The following is a 16,458-nucleotide window of genomic DNA, read 5'->3' on the forward strand; positions in this document are numbered from 1 at the left end:
TATGCGGAGGTGCGCCATGTATAGCCATAGTCATCACGGTATTACGGCGGAACACAATGGTGTTGATATGCTCGTCACCGCCCACAGCCCGGGGGAGAATCCGTTGAGTCTTGCGGTGCAACGGGCGGCGCAGCTCCATGGGCTATTGCTTATGGCTAGTGAGCATGGGGCTGTTAGTTTGGAGGCGGTGGATTTGGAGCCGGGGATTTGGGAGAGTTTGCTTTCCCTCGCGGCCACGCTGGCGCATGAGACGCAGGTTTTGAGTGAATTGGCGGTGGTGGAGGGGCAGGAGTTGGATGTTGAGTGATGGTGGGTGGGGTGGGCAGTCGTGCAATTGACTGCCGCCCCATCGTGCGAGCTTACGGACCGGTTGATCGGGTTGAATCGCTGGATATCTCTTCTTTGCAAGACGCTTCCGGAATCTCGGCAACGTAGTCCTGTGATATTGCAAATTTCTCGGTGATAAACCTACGTGCCAACAACTGCAAGACATCCGACGCGATGCGTAGACGTCGGATTTCCGTTGCGTCGTCGGCATCAGATGGGCTTTTGATGCTCGCATGAGCGACTGCAAGGCGGCAAGCATCCCAAATGTAGTCGGCAGGCGTTGCGTCTCCGCAGTCGGTCAAGAAGTTTTGGATTCGTGTGTCGCCAGGGCCGACCTCTGATTTAACGATTGGGAAGCTTCTTGCAATCCACCTCTTAACGCGTTCGCCTTCGCGATATCCGAGTTCGATAACCTTGAAGAAGCTGAGGACTGCGAAACTGGTGAGCGACGCTTCAGCGGCATTGAGTCCTTCCCGGTAAAGTGCCAAAGCCCGTCTTGCCTTTTCGTCGTTAGGAATGTCGCGCCTAGAATTCCAATGGCTTGCCGTAGCGAAGGCAAGGTCCTTCTTGGGAACAGCGACCGGGACAGGGTTACCCAGCCAGCTGTGTCCCAGAATTGCGAACTGATTGTCACACCAGGCCAGCGTGCTGAGGAACCGATTGATGACGGTCATGGCCTCATCGCGTGTGAGGCCGTTGCGGTGAAGGTCAATATGAACAGATTGAGTTTGTGTTGCGGTCTTCGGCATGAGGATGAGGCGAAATCTATCGTACTCGACCAATGTCTCAGTCCTCGGCCAAGTAACCTGAGTGTCCACTCCCACCTGTAGAAAGCATGAACCGCTAGTAACGCCAAGGGCATCGAGTCGCGCGCGCGCGGCCTCGGCTGCGTCATACTCCGCGCCATCACCGGGCGGTTCCTTCCCAATCCTCATCGAGATATCAATGGAGCTACGCAGCTTCGAGAAGAAGCGGGCGTTGAATATCAAATTGTGTGAGACATCCGCCTCGATCGTCTTCGGGTCAAACGCTGGCTCGGCGCAAGGCTGAAGTAGTGATGTCGCATACTTGGATACGAACCAGACCGTTCGCAGATTCTTACCGTGCGTGTACGTGATTGATGCTAAACCATTCACGTTGGTCCCACTTTCTGCGGCGGAAATAGAAATATGGGAGAGAGAGTCAAGCGCCTGAGCGTCTACGAGGATTGTCTCAATGGCAGTCAGTAGCGTGTCAGCACCCCAGCATGACACCTGTTGTCCGCCAACGGGACGGAGATTCTTAAGGATAGTGGCGGTATGGCCCGCCCACGCGGGACGAAGTGAGACAAGGCTCAAGATGCCAGCAGCTATTTCGACGCTGTCCAGATGCTTCGCTCGGTTTTGGCGTCCCTTCGGTAGCAAGCCATAATTTCGCAACGATTCAAACCGTGCCGCAATTTCTGAGAGGCCATCTGGCGAGACGTCGCTACCCCGGAGGCAGTCGGCGAGGATGTATTCAAGTGATTTTGCGAACATGCCAAGAAGATTCGGAGAGGTATGTAGGGATACCATCAGGTCTTGCCAACTGCGGGTGTATTCTAACGCCGGTCGATGGCTCGACGGAGCCTTGACCAGCGGCTGATTGCCGGTACTTCACGACGATTTGTAACTGCACTGGCTCCTCACTTCCTCTGTTGCATACCTATTCTGATTTCCCTAGCTGAGATCGCGTTTTTCATAGCCGCGCAGAAACGCCGCAGAAGCGCTAAACTGCGGCACTGAGACGGACTAAAAAATGTTACCGTGACAGATATCGGAGTGAGTTGCAGTGAGCCCTCGGAAATGGAGATCGATTCGGAGACGTCCACATGAGGCCATTTTCGCTACGAGTTTTCGTGCCGTCAGGTGATCCCACTGGAGTATTGATTGCGACTCGTGACGACGGCATCGGCAAAGCAACGATCTTCTCTCGGCCACTACTAGGCGAAGTCAAGGGTCGAAAAGAGTGGAACTTGCCGGGGGTCTACTTGCTCGTTGGTCCGTCGAAGCTATACATCGGGGAAGGCGACCCCGTAGGTAAGCGTCTCGAGGACCATGCTGCAAAGAAGGCGTTCTGGGAGCGCGCGTTGTACTTCACCGCGGATACGCGACTGAACAAGGCCCATATCCAGCATCTCGAGTCGAAGCTCGTCAAACTAGCTCAGGAAGCTGGCGTTGTGACGCTTGAGAACGGGAACAATCCCCAGTCCCCTGCATTGGGAGAAGAAGAGTACGCCTTCGTGGAGAACGTGCTTGCCGATCTTTTGCTGATGCTACCGCTATTGGGATACCCACAGTTTGAAGCCTCCCAAGCGACAGTTGAAAGTGTTGATGAGGAAGGAGATGCTCCAAATGCGTCAACTACTGGGAAGCGAAGGGCTGTCTATTCGGCGATGCCTCGGGGTTTAGTGTTTCACACGACGTCGAAAGATGCTCGCGCCATAATCGAAACGGTTGACGGAGGCGTGCTTCTGAAAGCTGGAAGCACCGTGGCAAGGGAACCGGCGCCGAGCTTCGATGTGTGGATGCCTAAGTACGCACAACTGCGCCGACAGCTTATCGAATCTGGCGTCATCGTCGCCGAGAACGGACAGCTCGTCGTCAAGCAGGATCAGTTCTTCTCTTCTGCGTCTGGTGCTGCCACGGTCGTGCGAGGGGTTAGCAGTAATGCCGATGGTTGGGTCACGGCAGACGGCCAGATCCTTGGCGACCTTCTGCGAGAGTGGAAGCAGAAGAATCCTTAGCCAACGGTGTACATCGCGAATTGGCTCTTCGCTGCATGCTGGTGGGTTCTAAGCCCATCCGTTCATGCAGTTGTGGCGATGTGTCAATTCATGTTCGAGCAAGCTGTCTGTCTTTGTTGAAAAGAACTCCAAGCACGACACGACATCTGACACATATGCGGCGTCTAGAATGCCCGGATTCGCAAGGCCCGGGACATTAGCCGGAGTGGAAAACCCGTGAGCAAATGAATGGCGGACATCCATGATGCCCTTCAAGAAACCTTGGGTATCAGTCTGTGTGGCAAAGCGGGGTGCCCATATCCAAGAGGGATAGGGGTCCATTCCTGTGACATTCAAGATTAGCTCACGAGCTTTATCCCAGCTTGGGGTATTTAATTCGCTGGTCGCCTTCTGCACCATGGATTCGAATTGCACAATAAGCGGCCATGCTCGCCGCTGAGCTTGCACTCTGGTTTTGGATACAAACTCTTTTAAGACCTCTTCTAAATATCCCTCCCAGCAGCCAACTGCCTGAGCGACAGATGCTCGCATGAGATTCTGATCGGTAAAGTTCTGATCCGCGCAAGCAGTACTTGCAATGCCAACATAGCTTGCTAGCACCTTCGCCCCCGTGATGACCGTGTGGAATTTTGTAAGGGCCGCAGAATCCATCAGAGCCTCTGCACTAGCTTTGCAACCGCCTTGGTATACTTATTGATGGCGGTCTGGTTGACTTGAACTACCTTTCCGTCAATTGTGTGGTGACCAGATTGCAATCGCGACAACGGCGATCCCTCACTTGAAGCCACAACTGCAACCGAGTGATAGTCTGGCATTTGAGCGAATAGCTGCGACACATCCGAATGACTAACGAAAATCTTTTTCGACGCGCTGTGCGCCTGCCCCACTATTTCCCGTATCGGCTTGCTCTTGGCTTCGAAGGCCGAACTCGGCTGTGACTTATACATCGTCACGCGATTATTTACGAAGGTGTGCAATCGAGGGAGATCAATTTTCTCCTCGGTTGCCCTTGTCGAGAAGCTAAGGCGCGCATAGCCTTTGAGTTCATTGTCGGCAACGCCGTAAAGTAACGCAAAGACGTTCTCAATGCCGCGCCGGGAGCTATCGTCTGCGGTAAACGGAACAATAAGGAACTCTGCCGAACAGAGAGCTATCTGCGTATAGACGGAAAAGCTTGGGTTACAGTCGACAAATGTCGTGACATCGCTCGCCTCTGATGCATCTGAAAACGACTTGATCAAATCCAGCAACCAGCGCATGACTTTCGACCAAGCATCCATCGGCAGCGGCATCTGCGAGGCTTGTCGAATCGCTTCGGCCAATAACTCAAGCAAATTATCGCCGGGAACCAGATATATATTCTCAGGAATCTTCTTGTTGAAGTCAGCCGGTCTGGTTATAAATGCTGATATATCTGATAGCGGCAGAAAGGGGGATGTTAGCCGGGCTTCGAAATATCCACCAACAGAAAGACGCGGTTTTTGCGAGTAGAGGGAATCAATATATGCCGGCGCGTCTTCATGATCTCCGAATAGCATTTCGGTTAGGTTCGCCTGAGGGCACAAGTCCAGCACAAGGACATCCTCATCCGGATTTTTCAGGGCGTATTCACATGCCAACGCAAAAGTTAGGAAACTCTTTCCGACTCCGCCCTTATTGTTCCACAATGCGTATCTAGGCATTGAATATCCTCTCATCTATTTTGCCGCGAATTGTCCACCCATGGTTGGGCTCGGGCTCGAACCTCACATCATACCTTTTTCGAGAACTTTGGAGGGCACTGGAGGCTTCCTCGCCCGGATTCGGCTCTGCGCGTGCCTCCTTGGTGTGAGGAATCTTCTCGGGCTAACGAGACGGTGTACGACACTAAAGCGGCCTTCCGCCTTGGTCGTTGCTCGCCAGCGCATCTCGGTCGCAAGGAAGCGAGCGGCCTCTTTGATCGGCCTACGAGTTTTCCTCGTAGGGAATCGAGCGAACGCAATTCGGCCGGTACTGTTGTTCGGGGAAGCGATGGCGAACTGTAGAGGTTTGCGATCTCTGCGTTCTTTCACAGGCCCCAAATCGACAACAACCAAAGCACGGTTGAGCGACTTGGACATTTCGTTCCACGCGTCCGTTGGAGTTCATTCGCCAACTGCTGTCCACGGCTAGAGCATCAAGCCTCTCGCGCGTGTCATCGGATTCATCAAAAATCCTTTTGGATGATGAGGAGTTCTTCGCCGAGCGCATCGACATGGTTGGCTACCCATTCCTGAAGAAAGATGGCGCCGCTCGGTGAATCCTAGCTCGGAGAAGCTGATTTCCTCGAGTTTGGCGATGTGGTTTGGAAGGCTATCAAGCTTGAACATTCGTATGGTCCCGAAGTCTCGATTTTCTGAGCGACGTCTACAACTCATCAACACGCTCCCAGAGGACACGGGTTGCCTCATCGCTCCCGTGGCCGCACGGCATCCCAGCCGAATACGATGCGGATCATCTTGCTTGGGCTCAGGAATGGGAATCTAACGGACTCGCTTAACCTCGTTCGCGAGAGAGTTGGGCGCCTAAGCCAAAGATCAATGGTTGCGGTTCGGCTAAGGTTCGCCTTTGGGGGCCTGCATAGTCTCGGCGGGGCTCCATGCCAATTGAAGCGCCAAGCGCGACAAGTGCCTGCTATTATCCTTTGCTCAAGGTGGCTCCGATGGGTCGGTAGCCTGGGGCGAGAGTAGCGATACACATGCAAGATTATCTTTACCGCTTTCGATCGACACACGCGCTTCTTGATGGTTTCCGAGAACTGGAAAATCAAGAGATCTACTTTTGCCCGCCCGAGGGATTGAACGATCCGCTCGAAGGCTTCAAGCACATATTTTGGCGAGGCGATGAGATCGTCTGGCGAAATCTGCTGCGCCACTATCTGCTCAATCTCATGCAGGCCACGTCTCTTGCATTGATTATGGGGCCGGAGTTCAACCCGGAGATGTGCTCGCCCTTCGTGCATCAAATTGACGAGGACTTGCCGAAGGCCCCAATCAGGAAGTGCTATACGGAAGCTTGCAAGGAATTTTTCAAGCATCCCGTTCCGGAACGTTTGATTGCAGCTTTCGCATCGCGTGGTAGAGAAGTCAAGCCGAATGAACTGCATTTCTATCTGCGACTGCTTCATCCGCTGGCAACTCGGAGCGTAAAAGCTGCCCTAGACGGACGTCTTCCAGTCGTCGTCACGGAGACTCGAGCACTGGATGCCGCGATCGATGCGTTAAGTGAGAACCTGAGTGCGCTGTTGGCCATTGGCGAGCAATCGCATGGCTTGGCTGATGTCATGTTTTCCGCAAGTGAGACGCTTTCCTCGCAAGTGTCTCTCATTAACGAGTTCAATAATCCTGTCCCCGATGAGGGGCGGTCATCGATGTTTATCGGATATGACTTCACTGATTTTTATGTAAAGTCTTTAGAGCGACTTCTCTATCCAAATTGGTATGTTGCTTGCTTTGTTGCTGACCCAACAAACTCGGCGATGTGGGGCACTTATGGCGATGGTCATCGTGGAGCGTGCCTGAAATTCAGAGCAAAGATAGGCCACGGGGATGGCCGTACGCTGGATCTGCATCGAGCGTACGGCTGGCGCACTAACAGCGTGGGCATAGAACCGATTCTAGGCTATGTGCCGCACCGCTTCGAAGAGGTCCGCTATACGTCGGATTTCCCACAAGTCAACTTCTTCGAATCAATCGCGACCCTTACCAAAGCAAGACTTGCCGGGTTCTGGTTCGCTGGCCCAAACGGTGAACGTAGTACCACCGCACAAAGAATGCTCCGCGAAGACGAGGAATGGAGGCATGAGTACTGGCGCAAATATTCTCATAGTTTTTGCACCAAGTCGGAGGAATGGGCGCATGAGAGGGAGGCGCGCCTCGTTTTGCACTCCGGGTTGCAACGATTTGACGATGTGGCGTCACGCAAGCTTCGGTACCGATTTTCGGATCTGGCAGGCATTGCATTTGGTATGAAGACAAGCAACGAGGACAAGCTGCAGATCATGCGGCTCATCGATCAGAAATGCATGAAAGAGGGTAGGAAGGACTTTGCGTTCTACCAGGCGCGCTTCTCCGAGCAGACGAAGAACATCGAACTGATGTCGCTTAGGATGCTGACAAGCCAGTGACGGGATCGGCAGATTCATCACGCTCAAATCTGGCGACCGACGTGCAATAGTTCGCCTTGCCGTTTCGTTGTGACGTTGAAACTAGGTTGGTTCGGTCAACTTTCGCTCGGGGTTTCCAGCAAGTCCTCTATATAAATGGCCGAATCGACTTACTGTAGCCGTGCTGAATGCCCGAAGCAAAAAACCCACCACACTCAGCTCGGCGCGTACATGGGACGCACTCGGGTGCGTATTCGTTCTTCCAATCGGAGATGGACTTGACATAAGCCGGCTCGACATCGGGGTTCACCAGGCACAGCTGATGGTTGTAGACCGATGTCCGAAGCCCATAGCTTTTAAGAGTCCGGACAGCCACACTGAGCTCGGGCTTGTAGTCAGCCGGATCGATCCATAGCGCGTCCAAGTTCGCCCGGGTGAAACCGGTCATCTCCAGCCCCATCAGGGCGACGTGGTCAACGAACAGCAAGTTCCGCGCGATGAACTCGGCGAGTGCTGGCAGTCCTTCATAGGTTTGCTTGTGTACGACCACACGAATCTCGACCTTCTGACCCAGACGCTTCAGGTTCAGAATTCCTCGAATCGTCTCATCAAAGGCACCCTCGGCCTGAACGACATAGTCGTGTCGTGCCGGGTCCGCGGAGTACACCGGGATACCTACCATGACGTCCGGGTGCTGGACCGCCGCATATTGCTCAGCGAACGCTACGTCAGAGAATGTGCGGCCGTTTGAGAGGATGTGCAGAGATGTGCTTGGCAGCCAGTTCTTGATCTGGTGAACCAAGTCGAGAAAGCCTTTACCGAACAGTGTTGGCTCGCCGCCGGTAATGCCCAGTGAACGGGTGTTCCGCGGGATCAACCGCACCGTTTCCATTGCTTCGTTCAATAGCCAGCGGTCATTGACTTTCTTTGGCGGTTGGGAGCACATCAAGCAATAATTGTTGCACTGCTCGGTAAGGAGGATGCTGTTGTGTTCAGACGCCGCTCGAAAGAGGGCTCGGATCCTACCGTCATCCGTCAAGCTAACCACGTCACCATCAGCGAGGTAAGAGAACTCTTCGCCTAACAGAGTGCAAGGAACGTTATCTGACAAGCTTAGAGGGCGGTTGTTGAACGCGAAGTAATGCGTGAAGCCATCAGGGACCGGTTCTGCCGAGCGTGACAGATAAGCTCGCGACTCCTTCAATGGGAGTGGGAGATTACGATTCGTACTGAGGGAGAACTGTCGTCGAGGTGCAGTCGCATGTGGACGATTGACCTTGTCCTCAGTGATGCGTATTACACGACCCGAAAGTGTCAGCATCGGTTGACCCACCGCATGAAAATTCCCTTCACTTCATCATCCTCGCGAATCTTCTCCAAGAGGTACTTGGTAATCCCCATGACGCGCTTGCAGAAGTCCGATTCGGGCTTGCGCCCCAGGACGTCCCCATACATTCCATGATGAAACACTGGATCTGCGCCACACCAAGGCTCGAATGCACAATCACTGCACATGGGCGCGGAGGAAGTGAATGAATCCTCAAGGGCAGTCAGAAGTGCATCAGAGGTGAAAATTTCCTCATAGCTGTTCTGATGGACATTGCCAAGCCGGAATGTGGTATCCCCCATCTCACGAAGCATGCGGCTTTCATCGGATGCATAGACATCTCCGTCATAGTTGAATACGACGGCTGCGATACCTGCACCGGCTGGGTTCATCAGATCTACAAATCCGGGATCTTCGGCCGACATCATCTTGGTCAGCAAAAGGGTGGAGTAATACTCAGTGAACGGTGTTCCGGCTTTGTTGAGTTCAAGGATGTATTCCATCCCTTCCTTGTAGAACTCGAGCCACCGGTCGGTGTTGTAAGCTTGAAAGCTCTTCGTCTTCAGCGCGAAACCGTAAGGGGAAAGATGACGCAGGAAGATTCCGTCGAAGCCATGCTTAAGATATTCGTCGATGATGTCACGGACCCGGGTGAGGCTTGTCGGCGCGGTAGTCATTAGCGCCGACACGGAATCGTAGCCTACGATGTCGCGGGCTCGCTTTAGGCCAGAGACAAAACGTTCATGACTGTCCCGCCCTGGACGCGGACGATTTTTGTTATGCAGATCGGGGGGGCCGTCCAGAGAGGATGAGAGAAATATCTTGTGGTCGCGACAGAATTCCAGGATTTCATCCGTGGCTAGTGACAGGGTTGTTGTAATAACAAACTGTAGATCCCGGCCCTCGCCCTTGTTTCGCTGTTCTGCCTCTTGAACAACGTGTCGGATTAGGTCGAAGTTCAAAAGTGGCTCACCACCTTGGAACTCAATCTTAATGGCCGGGTTCGGAGAGCGAAACACAAGGTCGAGGGCCTTGTTCGCCGTCTCGAGTGTCATGTCAAATGCTGCTTTGTTCTCCGACTGTCGAGAGACCTGACAATACTGGCAACTATGGTCGCAACGAAGCGACGCGACGAATATATGCAGGTTCGTAAAATTTCGGAGCTTGCTAAACTTGGTTCGCGTTTTTAGTGCAAGAAGTTCCAAGCTAGCCTCATCCCCCTCTTCACGCAGGAAATGCCGAGACCTCAACATGCTGTAGGCGGGGTCCGTCGGGCTTAAACGATGCGCTACAAGATTCTCGAGCTGATTACGGGAGAGAAAAGCAAACTCACCGACTGCATTGGTGGCAACAACGCTTTGGTCGTCCAAGGCTTCAAACCGGAATGGAAGCAATTGATATTGACCCGAGCGCTTGACTTGATAGCTTTCAAGGCTACGAAACTTGCTCATTGCTGCAGGCCTGTACGAGAGAAGGCGTAAGCGAGAATGAGGTTCCTGGCTGGCTCTGTTTCTCGTTTGATCTGCAAGCGGAGCTGCTGATCGAGTAACTCACGTTTGAAGTCGGCCAGGACATCGCCTAGGGGCATTTGCGCGCCCACGACCAAATCAAGGTCACAAATCACTGTGTCTTGACCCTGGGAGATAAGGATGGTGAGCCGGTCAATGAACCTATAGGCCGCCTTCTGTACAGCTTCCAAACTGTAGACTGTGGCATCCAATTCCAAGCGTGTTGTCATGGCGACCTCATTGAAAGCCGGCCCCTCGCGGAGTCGGCTTCTAGCGGTTTTTTAATTTAATAGCGGCTGGAGTAGTGCGACGAATGAGAGCGATGCGATGAATGCGAAGAGTGCGATTGGTGATAGGCCATCAGGGACCCTTGCTCATCAGTCGCCCGCTTCAACACAAAGTTGAAGGCGTCTCCGGTCGAATCTATTACAGCGATGACTTCTAGGGACTTAGCATCGATAGAGGCGGTCGACGAGGCATCAACGGAATGGGTCGGCGCCTGGGCTGGTAACGGTGCTGCATCGGTGGCATGGGTCGCGAACCCTGCCGCGACAGCAGCAAAAGCCTTCAAAAATCCTTTCATAGTCCCCTCTCTAAAACCTATTGATTTGATGGTCCGACATCAGCGAGAGAATGCGCTCATCACTGTGATGACGTAGCCACATACCAAGACATGAATGATGTAAGTGCCGGGTTACGCCATGTAAATAAGTGTAACCAACGGGACAAGCTTTTTGCGCCACCAAGATGGGGGGTGTCGCTTATGTGGTTATGCGCACATTTCGCATTATTGACGCCGGTAAGTGGTCATAGGGCCGCACTGATGGCAGAGGACGCATCTAGACCCTTTATGAAGTCCTCAACCAAATGAAAAAGCTTCTCGTTACAGCCATTACTGGAACGGCGTTGTGCAGTTAACTGACCGAAATGAATGGGCGGGCATTCAAGCCATAGCGCACGGAGCGCGTGATTCATAAGCCAACGTGCCTTCCAACGGGGCTACTGGAACAAGCTGTCCTTCCTCAAACTGCAAGGCCTGCCCCTTGAATAATCACCACCGGCGTCCAGGCGCAAAAGAAAAACGCCAGCCCATACGGGCTGGCGTTCTGCTTTATGCGACTACCAGAATCAGAACTGATTCATAGTATTGTCCTTCCCCGCCGCCTTCAGCGCAGCCTCGCCGCTGAAGTACTCCTTGTGATCATCCCCAATATCCGACCCAGACATATTCTGGTGCTTGACACAAGCGATGCCCTGACGGATTTCCTTGCGCTGCACGCCAGCCACATAACCCAGCATGCCCTGATCACCGAAGTATTCCTTGGCCAGGTTGTCAGTCGACAGCGCGGCGGTGTGGTAGGTCGGCAGCGTAATCAGGTGGTGGAAGATACCTGCTTCGCGCGACGCGTCGGCCTGGAAGGTCCGGATCTTTTCGTCGGCCAGCTTCGCCAGTTCGGTCTGATCGTATTCAACGCTCATCAGTTGCGTGCGATCGTATGCCGACACATCCTTGCCCGCGGCCTTCATCGCGTCATACGCCTGCTGGCGGAAGTTCAGGGTCCAGTTGAACGACGGGCTGTTGTTGTACACGAGCTTCGCGTTCGGGATGACCTTGCGAATCTCGCTGACCATGCCACCGATCTGGGCGATATGCGGCTTTTCGGTTTCGATCCACAGCAGGTCAGCACCGTTCTGCAGTGCGGTGATGCAATCCAGTACGCAGCGCGCTTCGCCCGTGCCGGCGCGGAACTGGAACAGGTTGCTGGGCAGGCGCTTGGGACGCAGCAGCTTGCCGTCGCGCTTGATGACGACATCACCATTGCCCAATGCGTCGGCCGACAATTCTTCGCAATCGAGGAAGGAGTTGTACTGGTCGCCCAGGTCGCCCGGGGTGTTGGTCACGGCGATCTGCTTGGTCAGGCCGGCGCCCAGCGAGTCGGTACGGGCCACGATAATGCCGTCGTCCACGCCCAGTTCCAGGAAGGCGTAGCGGATGGCGCGGATCTTGGCCAGGAAGTCCTCGTGCGGCACGGTGACCTTGCCATCCTGGTGGCCGCACTGCTTCTCGTCGGAGACCTGGTTTTCGATCTGGATGCAGCATGCGCCCGCTTCGATGAACTGCTTGGCGAGCAGGTAGGTGGCTTCGGCGTTGCCGAAACCCGCGTCGATGTCGGCGATGATGGGCACGACATGGGTGACGTGATTGTCGATCTTCTGCTGGATCGCGGCCTTTTCGGCGCCGGTGGCGGCATCCAGCTGGCGGAACAGGCCGCCCAGTTCACGGGCGTCGGCCTGGCGCAGGAAGGTGTACAGCTCGCGGATCAGCGCGCTGACCGAAGTCTTCTCGTGCATCGACTGGTCCGGCAGCGGGCCGAACTCGGAGCGCAGCGCGGCCACCATCCAGCCGGACAGGTACAGGTAGCGGCGCTCGGTGCTGTTGAAGTGCTTCTTGATGGAAATCATCTTCTGCTGGCCGATAAAGCCGTGCCAGCAGCCCAGCGACTGGGTGTACTTCGACGGGTCCGCGTCATAGGCGGCCATGTCGGCGCGCATGATCTTGGCGGTGTACTTGGCGATGTCCAGGCCCGTCTTGAACTTGTTCTGCGCGCGCATGCGGGCAGCGTACTCGGGGCTGATGGCATTCCAGGCGCTGCCCTGGGTTTCTTTCAAAGCAGCCACTGCCTTGATGTCGTCTTGATACTGGGCCATGTCAGTTTCCTAAGATAAGGCGCGTTTGAGAAAAATCGTTTGGCGTGCCGACCGTGGGTCGAAGCAAACAGCGTGACCTCATTGTAGGGGATCTGGTTCGATTGCGGCCTAGTCTTATATAAGACATAAGACTTTGTTTGCCCTTATGTTTCAATGGGTTAGGTTGCAATTTTCACGATTCAGAACGTTTTTTCGCAGAACGAAAGCCGGGCGGCGCTGCCGGCGGCAGAAATCCCACGATGTGAAGCGCCCTTTCAGTGAGCGGGCAGAAGCCGCTTCAAAGTGCCGCCCGTCGACGCCTTCGGCACTTTTCCTCTAAAGACTCACGAGCCGACCGCCGTTAACCCCATCGGTCCCCCATATCCAAAACAGCACCCAATTCCCCCGCCTTTTCGCGCGAATGGGAACCCCCCCACGCTTCGATAATCCCTGCTGACGAATAGCGGCCTGCCGCTTCGCACGGAGCGTGGATGTCCGAAGAAAGCGATCTCGAGAAAACCGAACCCGCCTCACCCCGGCGCCTGGAAAAGGCGCGCGAGGAGGGGCAGGTGGTGCGTTCGCGCGAGCTGGCCACGTTCATCATGCTGATCGCCGGCGTGACCGGCCTGTGGACGCTGGGCGGCCATCTGGGCCGCAGCCTGAACCAGGTGATGCAGGGGGCGCTGCGCTTCGAGCCGGCAACGGCGTTCGATCCGTCGCGCATGCTGTCGCGCTTTGCCTTGATGGTGTGGGACAGCCTGCTCGCCTTCCTGCCCTTGCTGCTGCTGTTCGGCGTGGCCGCGCTGGCCGCGCCGCTGCTGCTGGGTGGCTGGGTGTTTTCGGCCAAGTCGTTCGCGCCGCAGTTCTCGCGCCTGTCGCCGCTGGCGGGGCTAGGCCGGATGTTCTCCGCGCATTCGCTGGTGGAGCTGCTCAAGGCCCTGGCCAAGTCGCTGCTGGTAGGCAGCGTGGGCGCCTGGGTGCTGTGGAAGCGCCTGCCTGAGGCCATCGCGCTGATGAATGCGCCGGTGCAGGAAGCGCTGCTGCATATGGTCGACCTGGTGATGCATTGCTGCCTGGTGGTGTCGCTGTCGCTGCTGGTGGTGGCGGCCATCGACGTGCCGTGGCAGTACTGGGAATTCTTCAAGAAGCTGCGCATGACCAAGGAAGAGGTCAAGCAGGAATTCAAGGAGAGCGAGGGCGACCCCCATATCAAGAACCGCATCCGCCAGCAGCAGCGCGCCATGGCGCGCCGCCGCATGATGACCGAGGTGCCCAAGGCCGACGTGGTGGTGACCAACCCCACCCACTTTGCCGTGGCGCTGCGCTACGAGGAAGGGCGCATGGGCGCGCCGCGCGTGGTGGCCAAAGGCACCGGCGATATTGCCGCCCGCATCCGCGCACTGGCTGCCGAGCACCGCGTGCCGCTGATGTCGGCCCCGCCGCTGGCGCGCGCGCTGCACCGCCACGTGGAGCTGGGCCAGGAAATCCCCGCCGGACTCTATACCGCCGTGGCTGAAGTGCTGGCCTGGGTCTATCAACTGAAGCACTGGCACTACTCGCAGGGCCCGCAGCCGCAGGCGCCCGCGGACCTGCCGGTGCCCGATGAACTCGCCGTACCGGAAATGCGCGAATGAACGCTCTGAGCAACCTGTTCAACCTGCCCGGCCTGCGCTCCGCCGGCCAGCTCAAGGCCATGACCGGGCCGCTGCTGATCATCATGATCCTGGGGATGATGATCCTGCCGCTGCCGGCCTTTGTGCTGGACCTGCTGTTCACCTTCAATATCGCGCTGGCGATCATGGTGCTGCTGGTCAGCATGTACACGCAGAAGCCGCTGGATTTTGCGGCATTCCCGGCGGTGCTGCTGTTCACCACGCTGCTGCGGCTGTCGCTGAACGTGGCGTCCACGCGCGTGGTGCTGCTGGAAGGGCATACCGGTCCGGATGCGGCCGGCAAGGTGGTGGAGGCCTTCGGGCACTTCCTGGTGGGCGGCAACTTTGCCGTGGGGATAGTGGTGTTCGCCATCCTGGTGGTGATCAACTTCATGGTGATCACCAAGGGCGCGGGGCGTATCGCCGAAGTCGGCGCGCGCTTCATGCTGGATTCGATGCCCGGCAAGCAGATGTCGATCGACGCCGACCTGAACGCCGGCCTGATCGACGAAGCCGCCGCCAAGAAGCGCCGCGCCGAGGTGGCGCAGGAATCGGACTTCTACGGCGCCATGGACGGTGCCAGCAAGTTCGTGCGCGGCGACGCGGTGGCGGGCCTGCTGATCATGTTCATCAATATCGCCGCCGGCATGGTGGTGGGCATGGTGCAGCACGACCTGGACTTCGGCACCGCCGTGCACAACTACACGCTGCTGACCATCGGCGACGGCCTGGTGGCGCAGATCCCGGCGCTGGTGATCTCCACTGCCGCGGGCGTGATCGTGTCGCGCGTGTCGAACGAGCAGGACGTGGGCGAGCAGCTCACCGGCCAGCTCTTTGCCAACCCGCGCGTGCTGTACCTGACCGCGGGCATCATCGGCCTGATGGGCATCATCCCGGGCATGCCGCACTTTGCCTTCCTGCTGCTGGCTGGCGTGCTGGTGTGGATGGGCCGCTACGTCGCGCGCCGCGCGGCCACGCAGGCGCAGACCAGGCAGCGCGAAGAGCGCACCCCGGCGGTGGCGCAGGAATCGACCGAAGCCAGCTGGGACGATGTCACGCTGGTCGACCCGCTCGGCATGGAAGTGGGCTACCGCCTGATCACGCTGGTGGACCGCGCGCAGGACGGCGAGCTGCTGGGCCGCATCAAGAGCATCCGCAAGAAGGTGGCGCAGGAGATCGGCTTCCTGGTGCCGGTGGTGCATATCCGCGATAACCTCGAACTCAAGCCCAACGCTTACCGCATCACGCTCAAGGGCGTGGAGATCGGCCGCGGCGAAGCCATGCCGGGCCAGTGGATGGCGATCAACCCCGGCCAGGTCAGCGGCACGCTGCCGGGCGCGGCCACGCGCGATCCGGCCTTCGGCCTGCCGGCGGTGTGGATCGATGCGGGCATCAAGGAGCAGGCCCAGTCCTTTGGCTATACGGTGGTCGATGCCAGCACCGTGGTGGCCACGCACCTGAACCACCTGATCCACATGCACGCCGCCGAGCTGCTGGGCCGCCAGGAGGTGCAGGCGCTGCTGGACCGCATCGCCAAGGACTCGCCCAAGCTGACCGAAGACCTGGTGCCGAAGACCATCTCGCTGACCGCGCTGCAGAAGATCCTGCAGAACCTGCTGGACGAAGGCGTGCCCATCCGCGACATGCGCACCATCCTGGATGTGGTGGCCGAGCACGCGCCCAAGATCAGCGACCCGAACGAGCTGACCGCGATGGTGCGTGTGGCGCTGGGCCGCGCCATCACGCAGCAGCTGTTCCCGAACAATGCCGATCTGCAGGTGATCGGCCTCGATGCCGGCCTGGAGCGCGTGCTGTCGCAGGCGCTGACCAATGGCGGCGGAATCGAGCCGGGCCTGGCCGACGCGCTGCTGCAGCAGACCCAGGGCGCGGTCACGCGCCAGGAGCAGATGGGCATGGACCCTGTGCTGCTGGTGCCGTCGCAGCTGCGCCCGCTGATGGCGCGCTTCCTGCGGCGCACCATGCCGCAGCTGAGGGTGCTGTCGCATGCCGAAGTCCCAGACAACCGCAATATCCGCATCACCGCCATGATCGGCGCGTGAGGAGTCAAC

The 16,458-nt window shown here is 56.9% G+C and carries 13 protein-coding genes; 5 read left to right on the forward strand and 8 right to left on the reverse strand.

From position 1 onward, the window contains the following. Window positions 1-16 precede the first annotated feature (16 nt). Window positions 17-307 carry a hypothetical protein gene (locus tag AC3WLE_RS10500; protein ID WP_492357504.1) on the forward strand — a complete coding sequence of 97 codons (291 nt, stop codon included), beginning with the start codon at window positions 17-19 and terminating at the stop codon, window positions 305-307. 52 nt (window positions 308-359) lie between these two features. Here AC3WLE_RS10500 and mauJ read toward each other — a convergent pair whose 3' ends face one another. Continuing rightward, window positions 360-1,844 carry a methylamine utilization protein MauJ gene (mauJ, locus tag AC3WLE_RS10505; protein WP_492357505.1) on the reverse strand — a complete coding sequence of 495 codons (1,485 nt, stop codon included), beginning with the start codon at window positions 1,842-1,844 and terminating at the stop codon, window positions 360-362. Window positions 1,845-2,176: 332 nt separating this feature from the next. Here mauJ and AC3WLE_RS10510 point away from each other — a divergent pair, with 332 nt between their 5' ends. Then, window positions 2,177-3,091, forward strand: a complete 915-nt coding sequence (locus tag AC3WLE_RS10510; protein WP_492357506.1) for a GIY-YIG nuclease family protein — start codon at window positions 2,177-2,179, stop codon at window positions 3,089-3,091. 48 nt (window positions 3,092-3,139) lie between these two features. Here AC3WLE_RS10510 and AC3WLE_RS10515 read toward each other — a convergent pair whose 3' ends face one another. Both AC3WLE_RS10515 and AC3WLE_RS10520 read right to left on the reverse strand, forming a co-directional pair. Continuing rightward, window positions 3,140-3,742 (reverse strand): hypothetical protein, encoded by a 603-nt coding sequence (locus tag AC3WLE_RS10515; RefSeq protein WP_492357507.1) that lies wholly within the window; start codon window positions 3,740-3,742, stop codon window positions 3,140-3,142. Next, window positions 3,742-4,773 carry a ParA family protein gene (locus tag AC3WLE_RS10520; protein WP_492357508.1) on the reverse strand — a complete coding sequence of 344 codons (1,032 nt, stop codon included), beginning with the start codon at window positions 4,771-4,773 and terminating at the stop codon, window positions 3,742-3,744. The genes AC3WLE_RS10515 and AC3WLE_RS10520 overlap by 1 nt, the downstream gene beginning before the upstream one ends. Window positions 4,774-5,807: 1,034 nt before the next feature. Between AC3WLE_RS10520 and AC3WLE_RS10525 the strand changes: the two genes are divergently transcribed. Beyond that, complete coding sequence (locus AC3WLE_RS10525; RefSeq protein ID WP_492357509.1) at window positions 5,808-7,235, forward strand: hypothetical protein; 1,428 nt, start codon at window positions 5,808-5,810, stop codon at window positions 7,233-7,235. Window positions 7,236-7,362: 127 nt separating this feature from the next. Here AC3WLE_RS10525 and hxsC read toward each other — a convergent pair whose 3' ends face one another. From hxsC to AC3WLE_RS10550, 5 genes are all read right to left on the reverse strand, one after another. Next, window positions 7,363-8,535 carry a His-Xaa-Ser system radical SAM maturase HxsC gene (gene hxsC, locus AC3WLE_RS10530; protein WP_492357510.1) on the reverse strand — a complete coding sequence of 391 codons (1,173 nt, stop codon included), beginning with the start codon at window positions 8,533-8,535 and terminating at the stop codon, window positions 7,363-7,365. Continuing rightward, complete coding sequence (gene hxsB / locus AC3WLE_RS10535; protein WP_492357511.1) at window positions 8,529-9,992, reverse strand: His-Xaa-Ser system radical SAM maturase HxsB; 1,464 nt, start codon at window positions 9,990-9,992, stop codon at window positions 8,529-8,531. Before hxsB ends, hxsC begins: the two co-directional genes overlap by 7 nt. After that, window positions 9,989-10,279, reverse strand: coding sequence for a His-Xaa-Ser system protein HxsD (gene hxsD / locus AC3WLE_RS10540; protein WP_492357512.1), 291 nt, complete (start codon window positions 10,277-10,279; stop codon window positions 9,989-9,991). Before hxsD ends, hxsB begins: the two co-directional genes overlap by 4 nt. Before the next feature lie 56 nt (window positions 10,280-10,335). Next, on the reverse strand, window positions 10,336-10,632 hold the full coding sequence (gene hxsA2, locus AC3WLE_RS10545) for a His-Xaa-Ser repeat protein HxsA2 (RefSeq protein ID WP_492357513.1): 297 nt from the start codon (window positions 10,630-10,632) through the stop codon (window positions 10,336-10,338). A 545-nt stretch (window positions 10,633-11,177) separates the two neighbouring features. Further along, a complete protein-coding gene (locus AC3WLE_RS10550; RefSeq protein WP_492357514.1) occupies window positions 11,178-12,758 on the reverse strand; it encodes an isocitrate lyase in 1,581 nt (526 codons plus the stop codon). A 470-nt stretch (window positions 12,759-13,228) separates the two neighbouring features. On the opposite strand from AC3WLE_RS10550, the gene flhB reads away from it, so the two are divergent. Both flhB and flhA read left to right on the forward strand, forming a co-directional pair. Continuing rightward, window positions 13,229-14,371 (forward strand): flagellar biosynthesis protein FlhB, encoded by a 1,143-nt coding sequence (gene flhB, locus AC3WLE_RS10555; protein ID WP_492357515.1) that lies wholly within the window; start codon window positions 13,229-13,231, stop codon window positions 14,369-14,371. Then, entirely contained in the window at window positions 14,368-16,449 is a 2,082-nt protein-coding gene (gene flhA / locus AC3WLE_RS10560; protein ID WP_492318130.1) for a flagellar biosynthesis protein FlhA, read from the forward strand. Before flhB ends, flhA begins: the two co-directional genes overlap by 4 nt. Window positions 16,450-16,458: the final 9 nt, after the last annotated feature.

The organism is Cupriavidus sp. FW306-1B-F12B (assembly GCF_058781795.1).